Source organism: Nocardia altamirensis NBRC 108246, assembly GCF_001612685.1.
GTDB classification, from domain to species: Bacteria; Actinomycetota; Actinomycetes; order Mycobacteriales; family Mycobacteriaceae; genus Nocardia; species Nocardia altamirensis.
The window spans coordinates 124,576-139,561 of sequence record NZ_BDAY01000003.1 but is presented as its reverse complement, the minus strand read 5'-3'; the positions used below and the strand labels follow the sequence as shown (position 1 = coordinate 139,561).

Annotated in this window: 11 protein-coding genes and 1 pseudogene; 7 read left to right on the top strand and 5 right to left on the bottom strand. The window is 65.8% G+C overall.

Annotated elements, in window-relative coordinates; genetic code table 11:
* Window positions 1–134 precede the first annotated feature (134 nt).
* The gene (locus NA11_RS01010; RefSeq protein ID WP_069159784.1) at window positions 135–1,565 is read right to left on the bottom strand and encodes a lipase family protein; all 1,431 of its coding nucleotides are present in this window, start codon (window positions 1,563–1,565) and stop codon (window positions 135–137) included.
* 335 nt (window positions 1,566–1,900) lie between these two features.
* Between NA11_RS01010 and NA11_RS01005 the strand changes: the two are divergent.
* From NA11_RS01005 to NA11_RS01000, 3 genes and pseudogenes are all read left to right on the top strand, one after another.
* Window positions 1,901–2,629, top strand: a pseudogene (locus tag NA11_RS01005) (GlxA family transcriptional regulator); the annotation flags it as partial.
* Window positions 2,569–3,102: a helix-turn-helix domain-containing protein gene (locus tag NA11_RS47295; RefSeq protein ID WP_439957033.1), complete on the top strand. Its 534-nt coding sequence runs from the start codon at window positions 2,569–2,571 to the stop codon at window positions 3,100–3,102. The pseudogene NA11_RS01005 and the gene NA11_RS47295, both read left to right, overlap by 61 nt.
* An 18-nt stretch (window positions 3,103–3,120) precedes the next feature.
* The gene (locus tag NA11_RS01000) at window positions 3,121–4,014 is read left to right on the top strand and encodes a DMT family transporter (protein WP_167837522.1); all 894 of its coding nucleotides are present in this window, start codon (window positions 3,121–3,123) and stop codon (window positions 4,012–4,014) included.
* A gap of 50 nt (window positions 4,015–4,064) precedes the next feature.
* Here the strand turns inward: NA11_RS01000 and NA11_RS00995 are convergent, their stop codons facing one another.
* A complete protein-coding gene (locus tag NA11_RS00995; RefSeq protein ID WP_069159782.1) occupies window positions 4,065–4,511 on the bottom strand; it encodes a MarR family winged helix-turn-helix transcriptional regulator in 447 nt (148 codons plus the stop codon).
* A gap of 69 nt (window positions 4,512–4,580) precedes the next feature.
* On the opposite strand from NA11_RS00995, the gene NA11_RS00990 reads away from it, so the two are divergent.
* The 3 genes from NA11_RS00990 to NA11_RS00980 all read left to right on the top strand — a co-directional run bounded on the left by NA11_RS00990 (window position 4,581) and on the right by NA11_RS00980 (window position 6,515).
* The gene (locus NA11_RS00990; RefSeq protein ID WP_069159781.1) at window positions 4,581–4,955 is read left to right on the top strand and encodes a cupin domain-containing protein; all 375 of its coding nucleotides are present in this window, start codon (window positions 4,581–4,583) and stop codon (window positions 4,953–4,955) included.
* Window positions 4,956–4,988: 33 nt separating this feature from the next.
* Complete coding sequence (locus NA11_RS00985; RefSeq protein ID WP_069159780.1) at window positions 4,989–5,363, top strand: cupin domain-containing protein; 375 nt, start codon at window positions 4,989–4,991, stop codon at window positions 5,361–5,363.
* Between the two features lie 117 nt (window positions 5,364–5,480).
* A complete protein-coding gene (locus NA11_RS00980; protein WP_069159779.1) occupies window positions 5,481–6,515 on the top strand; it encodes an asparagine synthase-related protein in 1,035 nt (344 codons plus the stop codon).
* A 199-nt stretch (window positions 6,516–6,714) separates the two neighbouring features.
* Here the strand turns inward: NA11_RS00980 and NA11_RS00975 are convergent, their stop codons facing one another.
* Together NA11_RS00975 and NA11_RS00970 are read right to left on the bottom strand one after the other, a co-directional pair.
* Window positions 6,715–7,494 carry a hypothetical protein gene (locus tag NA11_RS00975; protein ID WP_069159778.1) on the bottom strand — a complete coding sequence of 260 codons (780 nt, stop codon included), beginning with the start codon at window positions 7,492–7,494 and terminating at the stop codon, window positions 6,715–6,717.
* 208 nt (window positions 7,495–7,702) lie between these two features.
* On the bottom strand, window positions 7,703–7,858 hold the full coding sequence (locus tag NA11_RS00970) for a hypothetical protein (RefSeq protein WP_245745641.1): 156 nt from the start codon (window positions 7,856–7,858) through the stop codon (window positions 7,703–7,705).
* A 518-nt stretch (window positions 7,859–8,376) separates the two neighbouring features.
* On the opposite strand from NA11_RS00970, the gene NA11_RS00965 reads away from it, so the two are divergent.
* Entirely contained in the window at window positions 8,377–9,555 is a 1,179-nt protein-coding gene (locus tag NA11_RS00965) for an AAA family ATPase (protein ID WP_439957032.1), read from the top strand.
* A gap of 121 nt (window positions 9,556–9,676) precedes the next feature.
* On the opposite strand, the gene NA11_RS45415 is transcribed toward NA11_RS00965, so the two are convergent.
* Window positions 9,677–14,974 carry a hypothetical protein gene (locus NA11_RS45415; RefSeq protein ID WP_069159776.1) on the bottom strand — a complete coding sequence of 1,766 codons (5,298 nt, stop codon included), beginning with the start codon at window positions 14,972–14,974 and terminating at the stop codon, window positions 9,677–9,679.
* Window positions 14,975–14,986: the final 12 nt, after the last annotated feature.

The window sequence follows — 14,986 nt, the reverse complement described above, 5'->3', positions numbered from 1 at the left end:
CGGCGATGACCCGATGGGTGCTGGCGCCTATCCCGAACCCCACCGCGGTACCCGGCGACCACCCCGACGCAAGGACTCCGACTCGTCCGATCTGAGGGCAGGGTCGGTGCCCGGCCACATCGTGCGGCGCTGTCTCACCGTTCGCCGGGTGTCGTGGTGCAGGTTCCGGTCGCGGGCACACCACGCAATCGTTGATCCAGCCAATCCATGGTGGCGCCATAGGAGCTGACGTAGGCGGCCAGATGATCACCGCCGACGATATTCGAAGTCGCCGCAACACCCAGCGCACATTGGTCGCGCCAGAGCTGCGCTGCCTCGGACGCGGGAATCCACGGATCATGGACACCGTGGTAGACGAACAGCGGTACTCCCGATTTCCGGCCGTCCATACTCAGATGGTGGAAGATTGCCTCGGCCGCTCTACTGTCGAGCGGCTTGTCGATGTTCGCCACCGCATCGAACGGGATCGGCATTACGCCGAGAGCACCGAAGCTACCGCTGCAGTTTTCCTTGAGGGGTGACGTCGCCACCCATTGCGCCGCATGGTTCATCAGGCCGAGGATTTCGGGATGTTCCCGGCCGAGTGCGAGCACGGTGGTGAGGACGAACGCGGAGATATAGGAACCGTCGAAAGCGTGCGCGAACCGGCGATAGTCGGTGATCAACCCGCCGAAGCTCGCACCGCCGAAATGCGGGACCAGTTCCGGCGCGTATTCCTGCACCAGCATGGCTGCGGCATGCGAAGCAATGGCACCGCCGGAGTACCCGGTCGAGGCGAAATTGCTCTCGCCGAACTGATCAGGGGCGAAATTGCGGACCGCGCGGATGGAGTCGAGCAGGTTGTGTCCGGCGACCGTCGGCTCCGAATACGCCATCAGGGGGCCCTCGTGGTCGGGGATGACCAGCGCGTAGCCATGCTCAAGCGCCCAGCTGGTCGGCGACGGTGTGAAGTCGTTGCCGGTCGGGACTTCCATGCCATGGGAGAGCACGTAACCAGGGGTGCAGCGCTTGTTCAGCGCGTTGGTGGCCGGTGCGTTCACCAGGATGGGCTGGCTGCCGGGCGCGGTCCATCGGGTGGAAGGAAGCACCAGTGTCGCGGTGCCGATGGATGGCTCACCCGCAGAGTTGGTGGTGCGGAATTTCAGCAGAGTGGCGCGGGAAATGGTGGTGAGGTTCAGCAGGAGCATCGTCGGTGTTGCGGTCGCCGTGACGTCTCGCCACTCCAGAATGTCGCCAGGCGCATAACGGGCGAGATCCGCGGGCCAAGTATCGAACAGTGGGTCACCGGTCGGTGCGGACTGCAGCGCTTTCCAGAGCATCGTCAGTTCTTGCGGCAGATCACTCGGCGCCCCGAGAGGCTTTGCCGCTTGCGGCAGCATTTTCGTCGGGGCGGGAATATGGGTATCGATCCACTGCTGGAATGGGTTCGGACCCTCCTCGCCGCGCATGGACGGGTCGGATGATGTCGAATATTCCGGCGTATCAACCTCAGCTCGGGCCGGTATCTGCCCGGTAGTAATGGAAAGACCCAGAACCATGGTCGCCACAGTCAGCAGATGCTTCACGGGTCATCAAATTACGTCATCAATGCGCGCAAACGTGAGATTTACGGATCCCTGCAATTCCGCGCGGTTCGAGGCAGCCGGACGCCGCGATCCGAAGATTTGTGACGGCCCGAGATCATCCCGGAACATTGGCGGCAGCAGCAACTCAACAATTGCGGAGAAGCGCATCCTATGCGGACACACGCTGCTGTCCGCCGCTCCCGGCGGCCGGAAACCCAGTTCCCGACGCCGGCAACGTCGCCAAGGCCGACTGGTTCGTTGTCGATCGGTGGTGTCCTGAAAGGTGGGAGATGTGACCTTGTGGCCATGGCGGACGGCCGTGACATATTGGGGGCATGCGAACTCGACGGGTGCTCTTCGTCACGTACCCGGGAATGCACAGCCTGGATCTGACCGGTCCGCTGGAAGTGTTCGTCAATGCGAACGACTATGCGCCGGCGGGGCTGCGCAGTCCCGCATACGACGTGGCCACCGGGAGCCTCGGCGGCTTGCCGGTGCGGACCTCCAGTGGCTTGCAGATCACCCCCGACGTCGATCTCGCCACCGTCGCGGACCTCGACATGCTGGTCGTCCCCGGCGGACTACAAGGAGGCCTGCCCGACCCGCCGGTCATCGAATGGCTACGTCGTCACGGCTCCCGTGCGCGGCAGTTGGTTTCGGTATGCACAGGTACATTTTTGCTAGCTGAGGCCGGTCTGCTGGCGGGTCGCCGGGTTACCACGCATTGGGCCAAATGCGAGCAGCTGGCTGCCGAATATCCTGACCTGCACGTGCTGCCCGAGCCGATCTTCGTGCGCGAGGGCGCCGTTGCGACCTCGGGCGGGGTGACTGCGGGCATCGACCTGGCGCTTGCGCTGGTCGAGGAGGACTGCGGCCGAGATACCGCATTGGCCGTCGCCAGGGACATGGTGATGTTCCTCCGGCGACCAGGAGACCAGTCGCAGTTCAGCGTCCAGTTGGCGACGCAGATGGCCCAGCGACGACCGGTCCGCGACGTGCAGCAGTGGATCGCCGAGCATCCCGAAGCGGATTTGTCGTTGGCCGCCCTCGCGCGACGGGCCAGCATGTCGCCGCGCCACTTCACGAGGGCGTTTTCCGCCGAGGTCGGGATGTCCCTGGACGCTATGTGGAGCGGGTGCGCATCGAAGCGGCGCGGCGTCGGCTCGAGGACACCAGGGACAGCGTCGAAGCGACCGCCCGCGCCTGCGGATACGGCACACCCGAGGCGATGCGCCGCGCATTCGTCCGTGCGCTCAGCGTCAGCCCGGCCGAGTACCGGCGCCGGTTCCAGCCGATGCACCCACAGCGGGTAGGCACGACCTCAGCGATTCGCGTGGACCGCTGGGTTCGGCTACTGTCGGCGACGATCGCGTATAGGGTTCCGCGCGCACACCGCTTCAGCGACAACACAATCAGGTGTGCGTGGACTGGACCGAGCTACGCCTCGGCGGCCCGGGAACTGGCCGGACCGCCGACATCTGAAGGGATAAAAGCCTGGAGGACTCCACTGTGCTGCCCCGGCGACGGGGCCGAATGACAGAGAGTCGTCCGAATCATGGCTGTTGCCTTCGTATCACCGCTCGTTGCCGTTCCCTCCCTCTCCGGCATCTCCGCCGCCATCCTGGCCGCCACCCTCGCCGCTGCGCTGCTGCACGCCAGCTGGAACGCGATCGCACACTGGATCCCCGACAAGATCGCCGCGATGACCCTGGTGCCGCTCGGTTGTGTGCTCGCAGCTATTCCGTTGATAGGCATCGCAACTGGCCCCAGCCCGAGTAGCTGGCCGTACCTGGCCGTCTCGGCAGTGCTGCACACCCTCTACAACGGTCTACTGATGCTGTCCTACCGACTCGGTGATCTCAGCCAGACCTATCCCCTGGCGCGGGGCACCGCACCGCTGGTCGTCACCGTTGCCGCAGCCGTCCTGCTCGGCGAAACACCACGCGCAGGACAGTTCGTCGGTGTGCTGTTGATCTCGGCAGGCCTGGTCTGCCTGGTGTGCTGGGGCCATCGCACCAACCCGAGCCGACCAAGCGCCATCGCCGCCGCGCTGGCTACCGGCGTGGTCATCGCCTCCTACACCGTCGTCGACGGGATCGGTATCCGACTGGCGCACAGCACACTCGGCTACATCGCATGGCTGATGCTGCTTGGCCAGGTCGCGATCCCGTTCCTGGTTTTCTGCCGGTACGGGCGCGGGTTGGGCGCGCGGATCCGACCCGTCTGGCACATCGGCCTGACCGGTGGACTGCTCAGCATCGCGGCTTACGGGTTGATCCTGTGGGCGCAAACCCGCGGTGCCCTGGCCGAGATCGCCGCGCTGCGGGAAACCAGCATCATCGTCGCCGCGATCGTCGGCACCACATTGTTCGGAGAAAAGTTCGGCGCCCCACGGATACTCGCCACCTGCACGGTCACCGCTGGAATCGCCCTCATGTGCCTCACATGAGCCGGACACATCCGCTGTCTTCGACCGCCCCATGAGTGCTGGCGCTCTGGTCACAGTGGCCGGAAGCTCCGGTCGACAGAGGAAGCCGCGGCCGCTGCGATGATCTCCGTGAGCACGGCGCGAACGGTGGCGACCTGGTCGGCGCCGGTTCGGGCGATGAGCTGATTTTCGTAGTCGGCGTGGAACTTGCGGACCGTGCCGAGGACGTCACGGCCTCGATCGGACAGGTGCAGGATTTTGGCGCGCTTGTCCGCAGGGTCCGGTCGACGCTCGACGTATCCGTGCCGGACCATCTCGTCGACCACCTTGGCAGCGCCCTGCGCGGTGATGCCCAGCTGTCCGGCCAATTGGGTTGCGGTGAGCGGGCTTTCGGCTAGCGCGCGGAGTGTGTAGCCGTAGGAAGCGCCGGTCAGCTGGTAGCCGTGCGCGGCGAGATGGGCGTGCAGCTGCTGCACGAATCCTTGATAGGCCTGTCCGAGCATGACTCCGAAATCCATCCTTGACGCTCCCGCCTCAATATGTTCAACTCTAGTTGAACACCTTAGTTGAATATCTGGAGATACACCATGCCCCTCATCAAGTCCGCCGACGCGCCAACCTTCGAGGCCCCACTCATGACCGCCGTCGGCCTCGCCGCGCCGAGCCGGGGCGCCACCGAGAACAGCGTCTGGCGCTTCACCATGCACCCCGGCAATCCCGGCCACGCTCATGCGGTGTCGCGGGAAGAGATCTTCGTCGCTGTGTCCGGGAGTGCCCGCGTCACCATCGACGGCGAGACCCGCGACTTCCGCGGCGGCGACGCGCTGGTGGTTCCGGCAGGAACCGTTTTCAGCATCGCCGTGCCGGGCGACGAACCGTTCGAGGCCGTGGCCATCCTGCCTGTCGGCGCATACGCCCAGGCGCCAGGAGGCGACCCGGTCAGCCCGCCCTGGGCCCAATAGTCCACTCCACCAAACGATTTCACGGGAGACCACATGCCACTCATCACCGCCGCCGAAGCCCCCCGCTTCGAGAACGAGCACGCGAGCTTCATCGGCCTTGCCGCGCCGAGCCGCGGTTCCACCGAGAACTGCGCGTGGCGGCTCACCATCAAGCCTGGTGTCGATGCCCCGCCGCACGCCCTCGATCGCGAGGAGATCTTCGTCGCCCTGTCCGGCGCGATGACCGTGACCATGGACGGTGAAAGCTTCACTGTCGCAGCTGGAGACGCCCTCATCGTGCCTGCCCACCAGCAGTTCGCCATGGCCAATCCCCACGACGAACCCTTCGAAGCGGTCGTCGTGCTACCCGTCGGCGGACAGGGCCTCATCCCGGGCCAGCCGCCGGTCATCGCGCCGTGGGCGCGCTGACCGACCGGCTGCGGGACCTGACCCGCCCGTGCCGGGTTTCCACGCATGGGAGGCCGGTGATCTTCGTGCGAAGGTAAGTCGGCCGTATTCATCCCAGCTCGAGGGGCTTCGACAGCCATGACCGCATCGCACCGGATCGGCAGTGTCACCGCCGAGCAGACCGGCGCGGCGGCGCAGTACGTCGCCGATCTGGGCGATGTCACCTCGCCCGATCCGGGGCTGCGGTCGGTAGTCGATCCCGTCGCGGCGGCGGCGCTGATCCGAAATGAGCTCTTGTCGCGGCTCGAGGCCCTGCTCGGGGCGTACTCCGGTGATCCGGTGGTGTTCCTGTCCGGCGGCGTCGATTCGATTCTGGTCGCAGCGGCGTTGGCGCACCTCGGAATTCGTCCGCAAGCGATCACGATGGTGACCGCCGAAGGCACCGATCGAGCGAACGCGCAGGCCGCGGCGTCCGCGCTCGGCTTGCCGCACGAGATCGTCGAATTGGACCAGGCCGCGTTGGTTGTGTTGGCGGGCGAGGCGATCGCGCGGCTCGGCATTCCCGAGCTGTGGTCGGTCTCGTACGCCATCCCGCTTCTCGCCGCGAGGCCGGTGCTCGACCGACTCGGCGAGGTGGGTGCGATCCTCACCGGCAGTGGCGCCGACGTCATTCTCGGCGGCGGAAAGACACCGCGGCACCCCATCGACTCGCCACCGGCGCGGCACGACGTCGACCAGATGATCCGGAAGCAGGTGGCGAGCAGCTTCAGCTACTACCGGCTCGTCCCCGACTTCTACCCCCTGGTTCTCGACGGATACGCGGATCGCTTCGTGCGGGTATTTCAGACGGTCCGATTCTGGGAAGTCGCCGCGACTTTCGCGCCGCAGGCGCTCTTTCGCACCAATGACGACCAGGTGATCGACAAGCTGTGCCTCAGAATCGCCTGCGAGCAACTGCTCCCCGAATCCGTCAAATCGCTTGCCTGGACCAAGAAATCCCCATTCCAACGATCAGCGGGGATCATGGACGCACTCGCCACCGCCGCACGAAGATTCGCGGCCACTTTGCCGGGCGCGCACACCCACCGGGATCCGATGGCCGAGCCGTACGAAGACGTCGCGTCACGCCTTTTCCTCGCACTGCTCGCCGATACCGCTACTGCGGGTAAGTGATTCGTCCGGTCCGCTGCCTACGGCAGCACTCCCGGCGATTACTGCCCAGGCTGCGGCGATGACGTCGATCTCCAGCAGCCACCGATCGCCGCCGGGATCGAATCCGGGTCGTGCGCAATCATTTCCATGCTCGCCAACCTATACGCGCAGGCCGGGGACCGTTTGTCAGCGCGGAGAAGATGAGCAGGGCGGCCGAAAACTATTGTCGCTCTGCCGAGTCCACAAATCGGATGCCGAGGTCCTCGAGGATGCTACGCGATGGAATTCCCAGCACGTTGTCCACTCGCATGGCCCACACCGACTCCACCCTTCGGACGAGATGCGTCGCATCCGTCAAGGGGGGATTGGGCTGACCATCGACAAAGCGAAGCCCCACACCCGGCACGTTTTCAACGTTGAGCTCGTGATCATCCGTCAGAAGGATGCCGCGCGCTCCAGGTTCTCGGAACATGTGGCGCAAGCCGTTCATGTCTACTCGAGTGAATTCCTGTCCCCAGGCCAGTGTCGTTTGGACGTGATAGAACCCGTCGGGAAGCTTCTCTGCGACCGGCCCGGCCTCGACATCGAATCCACGTCGCCGCAATTCATGCGCGTTGGCGACGCTGATGCAATTGTTCGCCCAGCGGGGATCATGCTCGTTATATCGAGGGTTGACTCGGTGGAGACTGTCGTCTATTTCCCGATTGATACTGGCAGCAGACGACCCATCGAACCAGTCGAAATTGGCAGTGGGAGGTGTCGTAACGTGCAATGCCGCTGTTGCCATTGCTGGATTGCGATACCAATCCTCGGCGGCACGCTGATACGACGCACTTGGCCCGTCCACATCGCCGACAACGTGCAGGGCGCTCTTGACCCGCACAGACACGTGGTCTCGGTACAGATGGACCAGCGCCCCGCCAAACCGATCGGTCATTGCGGTAGTTATCTGGACCGTCGCATCACTCAACGCGGAGACGGCACGGTTGATCCCGGTCATGCTATTGCCGCATCGGATGCACTTCGGACATACCGCCCACCTTCACCTCCCCAGCACACTTCCGGTGTTCGAGCTTGTGCCGGACCTACCTGCTGTACAGGCAACTGTACGGTGCACGAACAAGTTGCACTCTCAACAATCCCAGAAGCGGGAACGAGCCCCGTCGACCTCGATGTCGACAGGACCGGTCAACCGGGTTGTCTGCGACTCACCCCGCGGTGCGCGGCAAAGAGAGGACCGCAGCTCCCTGCCCGTAGGCGTCATCGAGCAGACCGAGATCGAGCATCTCGTGCGCGATCGTGTTCGCCGCGTAATCCATTCCCGCCGCGCGCAATTCACGGATCCGCTGATAGAGCACTTCCACGCTGCCAACCTGTGCGGCAATGTCCGACAGATCAGCCGGACGCTTACGAAAATCTCTGAACGAGCACACTGACATTGAACTTTTCACCCTTCCTGCCGCACGACCCGTGCCCACACTGGGCAACACGCTTGTCGGGTACTACCGACAGTCCTCCGGTAGGTAGGCGTATGGCATCGGTAGGCGCAATCACCGTTATGCCCGATATGCCTATTGGCGGTTGTTCCCCGGTCAGGAGCACCTCCGCCCCACCATCGAGCCGAATTGGTCACGGGCCCAGAAAAGGGAGACCGGACGAAAATCCCTATGCTTAGGACGGAAGCAATCCGCAGATACTATGCGCTTCCCGCGCCAGGGAGCAGCGCTGCCGGCGACCAGCATTCGACATGTCCCCGACTGGCCGCGTCCCCACCCAGCGGCAGGAACCACCTCCCAGAACTGGCAAGCACCACCACCTGGCGGATCGGTACCGTCGGATCCCAGCGATTTCGAAGTGTGTGATGTCAGGGTAAGGGGTTGTTGTGACGGACGCTGAGTTGCCCGCACTGCTGCACAGTCTGTTGCGCGCGGTCGGAAACCGCCCGGACGACATCGCACTGCGGATGCACCTGGCGACGTTACTGATGAACGCGGGCCGATCCGCGGAGGCGGTCGCCCACTGCTCGGCAGTGCTGCAATGCGATCCAGGAAATTCTGCCGCGATCGACCTGCTCGCCACTGCCGCCTCCCGCCTGCATATCGAATTCGGCGACGTCGTGACTCCGTCCGAGTTCGACTGGCACGCAGCCGAAGCCGAGATGGCCGACATCGCCCAGCCGACGGTCGCCGATCTCGAGTGGCCCGAAAGCCTGCTGGCCGACGTCGGCGGCCTCGACGGTGTCAAACAGCGCCTCGAGCTCACCTACCTCACTCCGATGCGAAATCCCGACCTGCGCAAGGTGTATGGCCGCGGCCTGCCTGGTGGCTTGCTGATGTACGGGCCGCCGGGATGCGGAAAGACCTTTCTGGCCCAGGTTGTCGCCGGCGAGCTCGGCGCCCGCTTCTACCCGATCGCGATGTCCGATGTGCTCGGGGCCGCGATCGGCGGCGAACAGAATCTGCACGAGGTATTCGAGGTCGCGCGGCGCAACGCACCCTGCGTGTTGTTCCTCGACGAGCTCGACCTGCTCGGTTTCCACCGCGCGTGGCCGTGGCCGGACAACAGCCTGCGCAACGTCATGAATCAGCTACTGAGCGAGATGGATTCGGTCGCGAGTGCGGACGAGGGCGTCTTCGTACTCGGCGCGACCAGTCAGCCGTGGGATGTCGACAGCGTGCTGTTGCGGCCCGGCCGATTCGACCGATTGCTCCTCGTCGATCCGCCCGATGCGGGTGCGCGGGAAGCGATTCTGCGCTTTCACCTCCGTGCGCGACCGACGGAGAACATCGACCTGGTGGCGCTGGTGCTGCGCACCGAGCACTTCTCCGGTGCCGACATCGCCTACCTGTGCGACCTCGCTTCGGAACGGGCGCTGTGGGATTCGGTTCGGGAAAACTACCAACGACCGGTCCGGATGACAGATTTCGACGGCGCCTTCGACGAGGTGCGGCCGTCAGTCGCCACGTGGCTCCACAGTGCGCGCGACATAGTGATGTTCGCCGACACGGTCGGCCGGTACGACGACCTGGTCGACTATCTGCGGCGACGGCGGATGGTGTGAACTCGGTGCCTCAGCGAGGCCTAGGGGCGTGCTGCGCTACGGCCGGATAGGCTGGGACACGAGGTCGAGCGTGCGGTCACCGAGGTCGTGTCGGCCGCGTTGACCGGTGTCCGGTGACTCGTCACCGGTCGTCCGGCAGCTCCGACACGCGAGCGAAACCGTCCGACAGATCGCGTTCGAAGCCTTCGATCTCCGCGGCCAGCGAGTTGGATTCGTCTACCAGCTGGAGCATTTCGTCGATTTGACCGACCCGGTAGGCCTGGTCCAACGCCGCGAACGCCGACGGCGACGGCCGGTCCGTGAGCAGGCGCCGCAGCCGCTGCACCGTCAGCGCCACCTGCTCGGGAGTCAGTTCACCGATATCGGTGTGCCCGAGTCTGGCGAGCTGGATCGCCAGGACGTCGTGCGCCGCTGACCGAATGCGGCGCAAGTGCTCGGCCTGTAATCCGTTGTGGCCGACGTACTCCGACTTCGGGATACGATTCGCCGCGCCGAGCGCATCCAGCAGCGTGATCGCGGCGTCCCGGTCGTGCAGTGCCAACCGCCGATTCCGCGCCATACTGTCCAGGGCGCCGGCCAGCCCCTCGAATTCCCGCCACCGCGCCGCCCAGACATTGCGTTCGTCGAGATTCCGTGCCAGGTCCTTCCATATCCTGGCCTGGCCGAGCTTGCCGTCCAACGCATCGATGGCGGCGGCCCAACCGCGGACCCGATGGAACTGCTCGGCGGCCACGAGCATCGAGTCGACGGCACAGATCAGCGCCAACGTCTTGCTCGTAGTCGAATCCGGTTCCGCCAGTTCGATGGTCACCAGTTCGTCTACCCAGTCCGCGGTCACCCGGTCGGCGTCCACACTCCACTGCCGCGCGATCTCCGCGGCCGCGTGCGCGCGCAACCGCGCGAGCCGTTTCGACGTGTCCGAGTCTGGTGCCAGGTCCCATATCGAACGGACACCGACCGCGGCACCCGCTGCCACGACAAGCGAGATGGCATGGTCACGCGCTTCGGCGACTTCCGCACGCAACGCAAGCAGATCGGAGCGCGGAGCGCGGATGTCGCCGAGACTGGGTGGCATCGGGTGGCTGTCCGAGCCTGAATCAACCGGTCGTGCAGCAAGATCCGACAACCCGGCGTCCAACTCTGCGGATAGTCGCCGAATCTGCACCCGTTCTTGGACCGCCGTGCGCCATTCGGCGATCAGCCGAAGTTCACCGAACTCGCGGACCAGCGACGGCACGAGGGCTGATTTGACCATCTCCCACACCTGTGCGACTTCCGTTCCCGACGTGTCCAGTCGGGCTTCCGCAACCGGTTGCCAGGTCGGATCGATGCGCGCTCGTGCACCGTCGTCGCCGGTGTATTCGATCGCGTGCGGCGACAAGCGGGCCATCTGTCTGCGGACGACGAGCTCCGCATCGGACAACAGCTCAGGATCGACCCCCAGCGCGTACTGCAATCGGCGACGAATCGACTCCAACCGCGTCTCGAATCGCGGCCAGGTGCCCGAATCGGCGCGCATGCCGGTGAATCGCAGGCCGTGCCTGGCGCCGATGTCATGCAGCCGATCCATGTCCATCGCTGTCTCCGTGGCCGCGTCGGCGATTCGGGTGATCGACGCGGCGATCGTTTCGAGACGCTCGACATGGACGAACAGCCGGAGAAAGGACGCCCTGGATGCGTTGATGGACGGCAAGCGCTGCGCTACTGCCCGCTCGTAATCCGAATAGACGGATTCGAGCTGTCCGCCAAGCTGATTGATGGCTCGCTGCCGGCCATCTGCCAGATCATATCGGCCCAAGAGTCCCGCAACAGTGAACAGAGGAAGGAACCGCCGCCACGCTTCGCTGATTTCCGGCAGGTCGCCGTAGCGCTCCTGCATATCGTGCACCAGCTGGAACACCGTGTCCCGATCATCCAACATTTCGGGAAGGATCCCCGTGACCCCGGCCGCACGAAGTGCCTCGAACAGAGCATTGCGCGCCGCGCTCAGCTGCTCGGCCAGCATTGCCCGTGCTGGGTGCGATACATCCTGCAACATCGCCCGATTGCCACCGGAAACAGCTATCCATCGCGCGACGGACCCTGCCACTTGCTCGCGTGCTGACATTGCGTTAGCGAGCACAGCACGCAAGCCCGACCCCAGCGCCCCTCGATCTCCCAGCTGGGCGACCGATTCGTGGACCGCGGTCATCAATTCCTGCCACGGCCTGAAGGATTCGGCCCTGAACTGCTGCACGTTGTCGATCCGAGTCGCCAAAGCGTCGAGCTGCTCCCGTTTCTCCAGCCGAGGATCGGCGGCATCGCTGCCCCGCATCGCTTCGCGTTCCTGGAGCAGATCACGCAGTGCCTCGGTACCGAGGCGCACATCGCCGGTGTTCAGCTCCCGAGAAAGATCGGCGATCTCGGCCCAGAGATCCGTGATGACGTCTTCCGCCGCAACCAGACGTACGGCCCGCTGGTCGAGATGTTCGGTCTGTTTCGCCAGATCGCGGGACCAGGCCTCGCAGGCGATCATTTCCTCCACCGCCAGGACGAGCTCGTCGAGCTGCAAATACCGCAATCCAGCCGCCACCACCGCGTGGGGATATCGAGACGGAGCGCGCCACACGTCGTGCAGCTGATCGCGGAGGGCGCCCTTGGGCAGCAACTCGGTCAACGTCGCGCGCGTGGCGTCGCGCAGCGCGCGCACCCGCTGAAGTTGTTCGTGCGTCGTAATCTGTCCTTCGCTGCCGAGGTCAGGCACTCGCGCCTGCGCCAGCTCGAGTTGCTTCTTGGCATAGGCGCGCAGGCTTCGCGCCTCGCGAAGTTCCCGCAAGATCCGGTCGAGACTCTCGGCGAGTGGCTGCACAATCGCGAGACTCACGACGCTCTCGATCAGCACCTGCACCAGCACCAGGTCACGACCCAGGTCGGTCGTCTCCGGTGTGTCGATGCGTTGCTGCTCGGCCTGCTCGATCAGTGCGGTTTCGGGCACGTTCGCGACGTCGATGCCGAGGTCCGCCGCGATCACCGCGCGCTGATCGACCAGCTGGTCATGGATGTCCTTCAGCTGCGCCAGCTCCGCCGACTCGATGCCGAATAGCGGTGCTAGCGCGGTGACGGTCTGCTTGACCTGCACATATTCCTCGGAAACCGCGCGGTACAGCGCGTGCGTGCCAGCGCCGAGTTCCGTCGCCTCGCCCGGTGACGCACCTCCGATCGGGAAAAGCGGCAACCCACCGGCGTCCGACGGTTCGCCAGATTCGCTGTCCGCGTTGGCATCTCGATCGGCAGCGGCCGCGGCCGGTCCGTCGTCTTCCGGTCCGTCCTGCGGTGTCTCGGATTCGGCATCCATCGTTATCGATATCGGCGGGACCGCAGGCGCTGCCGACGACGGGACGTCGCCGACCGGGGGGAGCGGCTCTCGCACATCACCGATCTCGGTGGGATCGTCGATCCGGCCGGGCTGCCTGATCTCGCCCGGTGTGCCCATGGGATCGAGTTCGGGTTTGTCGAGTGTCGGATCGTGCGGCGCGCCTGGACTTTCCGGATCGGGTTGGACCGGAAGAACCGGCACGATCGCCATCGGTAGTGCCGTGCTGGCGGCCGCGTTCGAGGTGCCGGTCCCGGTTCCTGACGCGTGCGTGTCCGAACTGCGGCCAGTTCCGGTGCCGGTACCACTGCCGGTTCCCGTGCCGGTGCCGGTTCCCGTACCGGTGGCAGTTGCGGTGCCGGTGGCAGTTGCGGTGCCGGTCTCGGATGCGGTGGGTGCCGGTCTCGGACCGGCGTCGCGGCTGTCGGCGGCAGACTGTGGCCTGCCGGTCGAGTGGTCCGCATCAGGTCGCCCCGCCGACGGCGCGCCCGGCTCCGATGCCATCGGCCGCTGTGGCGAGATATCGTGCACAACAACACTTTCCGGTTGCGGCCTGGGCAACTCCAGCACCGCAGGTCTGCTCGTCGACCCGTCGTGCACCGACGCAGCAGGTGCCGCTTCCCACACTGCCGACATCGAGGGGTGCCCGCCCATCGCAGGCCCGTCGTTCGGGCCGAACGGACCAGGTTCCGGTGCCGAACGTGGTGCATGGACGTCGAGGTTTCCCCCTCCCGAGTACTCGGGACGCCAGACCTGGAACCGAGCCGGTGCCGGGCCTGCGCCGCCACCGCCGTTCGGCTGACTCCATGTCGGCGGCGAGATTCCCTCGCCACCAAGAGAACTCGGCGTCGCCATGCCGTCGCCACCGCCGGAACTCGGCAACGTCGCGCCGTCGCCACCGCCGCTCACCGCACCCGACGCCATCGCGCCGCCATCGGAACCACGCACGCTCGTCCCGCCCGGCGGCGTCGGCCCCGCCGCGCCACCGTGGCCGCCCAGCCCGCCCGGTCCCACGATCTCGACAGCATCCGAGCGCCACAACGCGTCCAACGATTCGCGCTCAGCCATCCGCGACAGTGTCGCGAGGAGATCCGGCGGGTCGGCGAAGTGTGGGGTATCACGCTGCTGTGCAACGGCTTTCACAAGGTCACGCGGCGAATCCGGCACGGCGAGCGACTCTTCCGGTGCCGCCGAAGGGCGCGCTGCGGTATCCGCGCCGACCCGCGCGCCGACCGCCATCCCGATAGCCGCGGCGCCGAGCAACTGCGCACCGTGCACCTGGAACTCTCCGGTCGCCAGCGCCACCGCGCCCGCACCGCCGAGCACGCCGCTCGCACCGGCCGCTCCGGCGACGAAGAGGCGTCCCAACGACTCTCGCGCGGCCGGAGCATTCATCGCGAGTCGGGCGCCGACCATGCCACCCGCACCGGCACCGACGCCGGCCAGCGCGGCCAGCATGATCGACTCACCATCGAGCTCATCTCGATGGTCACCTTGCGCCAGCTGCACGGCGACGTCCACACCCGTCTGCAATGCACCGAAACTCAACGCGCGCACCGTAAAACGGACCGCAGCCGCTGCCGATTCCGCGCCGACCACCGCGACGAGCTTCCCGAGCATCGCCAAAAATCGCTCCCGCGCCCGCGTCGCGACCCCGATCCCCGCGATGCCGCCCCACCCGCCAGCGCACAGCAGCTGATACATCACGGCCACCCCGAAAACCGACATCTCCCACTGGGCTTTCTCCACGGAGAGCGCGTTCTGCTCCAGTTGTCGCGCTTTTCCGGCACAGAACTCCGCGGCCTGCGCCAGGTCAGCGCGCAACGCGCTCGCGTGGGCGGCCACCGTCGCGCCCGCTCGACTCGACTCGCTCAGCGCAGCCGCGGTGTGCACCTGCGCGGCGTCGACCTTGCATTGCAAGTCGGCGCACAGCTCGGCCCGCGCCCGCCATGCCAGCGCCAGCCGACGCATCCGCTCGGGATCCCCCTCCGGAAACGCGCGGCCGAACACCATCTCCTGCACGGGAACCGGGATCTCGGCACGGAGTTGCTCAGCCGTACTCGCCATCGCCCTCCTCCG

What these genes read in the sequence shown, in the direction of transcription:
- NA11_RS00995 (WP_069159782.1), bottom strand. Translation starts at nt 4,511, where the DNA reads ATGGATTTCGGAGTCATGCTCGGACAGGCCTATCAAGGATTCGTGCAG.
- NA11_RS01000 (WP_167837522.1), top strand. Translation starts at nt 3,121, where the DNA reads ATGGCTGTTGCCTTCGTATCACCGCTCGTTGCCGTTCCCTCCCTCTCC.
- NA11_RS00990 (WP_069159781.1), top strand. Translation starts at nt 4,581, where the DNA reads ATGCCCCTCATCAAGTCCGCCGACGCGCCAACCTTCGAGGCCCCACTC.
- NA11_RS00975 (WP_069159778.1), bottom strand. Translation starts at nt 7,494, where the DNA reads ATGACCGGGATCAACCGTGCCGTCTCCGCGTTGAGTGATGCGACGGTC.
- NA11_RS00985 (WP_069159780.1), top strand. Translation starts at nt 4,989, where the DNA reads ATGCCACTCATCACCGCCGCCGAAGCCCCCCGCTTCGAGAACGAGCAC.
- NA11_RS00980 (WP_069159779.1), top strand. Translation starts at nt 5,481, where the DNA reads ATGACCGCATCGCACCGGATCGGCAGTGTCACCGCCGAGCAGACCGGC.
- NA11_RS45415 (WP_069159776.1), bottom strand. Translation starts at nt 14,974, where the DNA reads ATGGCGAGTACGGCTGAGCAACTCCGTGCCGAGATCCCGGTTCCCGTG.